At 68.0% G+C, this 1,751-nt stretch carries 1 protein-coding gene and 1 pseudogene; both read left to right on the plus strand.

Translation table 11 applies throughout. From position 1 onward, the window contains the following. Positions 1-245 (plus strand): annotated as a pseudogene (locus ACFU6I_RS48540) (MFS transporter); the annotation flags it as partial. A 1-nt stretch (position 246) separates the two neighbouring features. Then, entirely contained in the window at positions 247-1,629 is a 1,383-nt protein-coding gene (locus ACFU6I_RS48545) for an OFA family MFS transporter (RefSeq protein ID WP_384380979.1), read from the plus strand. Positions 1,630-1,751: the final 122 nt, after the last annotated feature.

Below are 1,751 nucleotides of genomic sequence, written 5' to 3' on the forward strand. Positions count from 1 at the left end.
TCGGTGAGAACAACAACGCCTCGAACTACGGAATGGTCTACAGCTCGAAGCTGATCTCCGGCCTGGTCGGCTCCGGTGTCGGCGCCCTCGTGGTCAATGCCTGGGGTTACGGCGGCGCCTTCGCCCTGGCGGGCGCCATCGGTCTCGGCTCTGCGGTACTCGCCTGCTTCCTCAAGGCGCCTGGCCGGCCGAGCACCAGGCGCATCGAACCCAATCCGCATCCGATCAGCCGGGAGATCTCCTGATATGACGGCGGAACCAGACGTGACGGGGACCGCGCCGGCCACCACGGCGGGCGCGGGCTTCCGCGAAATCACGGACGCTCGTGGCCGCGTCTACCGCATCGGAGAGACCGACCGGCAGATCCTCGGCCGGCCGCGCTGGACGATGGTGGCCCTCCCGTGGCTGGCCATGCTGGCCATCAGCGTCTTCGAGTACGCCTTCGGCGCGGCGGAGGACACCCTGTCCTCGGCACACCACTGGACCTCCTCCAACACCTTCTGGGTCCTGAGCGTCTGGATCTTCTTCCAGGCGGCGGTGTCCTTCCCGGCCGGAAAGCTCCGGGAGAAGGGCATTCTCACCAGCAGGGCAGCGATGCTCCTGGGTTCGGTCCTCTCACTCCTCGGCTTCGTCAGCCTGAGCCACGCACCCGACGTCGCGCTGGCCATGGTCGGCTTCGGCTTCCTCGGCGGGGTCGGCTCCGGGCTCATCTACTCGACCTGTGTGAACATGGTCGGCAAGTGGTATCCGGAGCGTCGCGGCGGCAAGACAGGATTCGTGAACGGAGCGTTCGCCTATGGCGCGGTGCCGTTCATCTTTCTCTTCTCGTACGGCTTCGACACCTCGAACTACCGGACCGTGCTCGACCTCGTCGGTTTCTACGTGCTGGTGCTGACGCTGGTGGCCGGGATGTTCTTCAAGGACCCCCCGAAGAACTGGTGGCCGGCCGGGGTCGACCCGCTGGGCCGCGGCGGGGACGCCCGTACGGCGCTCGCCCTGGCCAAGAACCCTCCCGCGGTACGACAGTTCACACCGGGCGAGGCCCTGCGCACCGGAGTCGTGCCGCTGATGTGGATCTGCATGCTGTGCTGCGCCGGGGTCTCGATCTTCGGGATCTCCTTCCAGGTGCCGTTCGCGAAGGAAATGGGCTTCGGTCCGCTCATCGCAGCGTCCTCGATGGGGCTCATGTCGGTGATCAACGGCACCGGGCGCGGCGTGGTCGGCTGGCTCTCGGACCGGCTCGGACGGCGGCGGACACTGACGTACGTCTGTCTCGTCCTGGCGGTCGCGCAGTTCGGCGTGCTGTGGGCAGGCGAGATGCGCAACCAGCCGCTGTTCCTCGTGTTCGCGTTCCTGTCCGGCTTCGCAGGCGGCGCGTTCTACCCACTGTTCGCCGCGCTGGTGCCGGACTACTTCGGTGAGAACAACAACGCGTCCAACTACGGGATGGTCTACAGCGCGAAGCTGGTCAGCGGGCTGTTCGGCGGTGGGATGGGCGCAGTCGTGGTGGCCTCGTGGGGGTACGTCGGCGCGTACACGACGGCGGGGATCGTCTCGCTGGTCGCAGCTGGGCTGTCATTGCTGCTGCGGCAGCCGGGCCTCGGGGCGGGGCGGCCGGTCCCGGTCTAGGGCGTGTGTCGGAAGTCCCGCCGTCCGCCCGAAGGATGGGCCCGGCGGCGTCCGGTGCGTGCGATCGCAAGGCGGAGGGTCGTCCTCGTACCGGACGTACTCGGACGACCCCGACAACGCAG

This window comes from Streptomyces sp. NPDC057486 (genome assembly GCF_042802415.1).
Lineage (GTDB): Bacteria > Actinomycetota > Actinomycetes > Streptomycetales > Streptomycetaceae > Streptomyces > Streptomyces yanii.

Bases quoted from the DNA above. Each gene is read 5' to 3' on its own strand.
- ACFU6I_RS48545 (WP_384380979.1), top strand. From the start codon at position 247: ATGACGGCGGAACCAGACGTGACGGGGACCGCGCCGGCCACCACGGCG.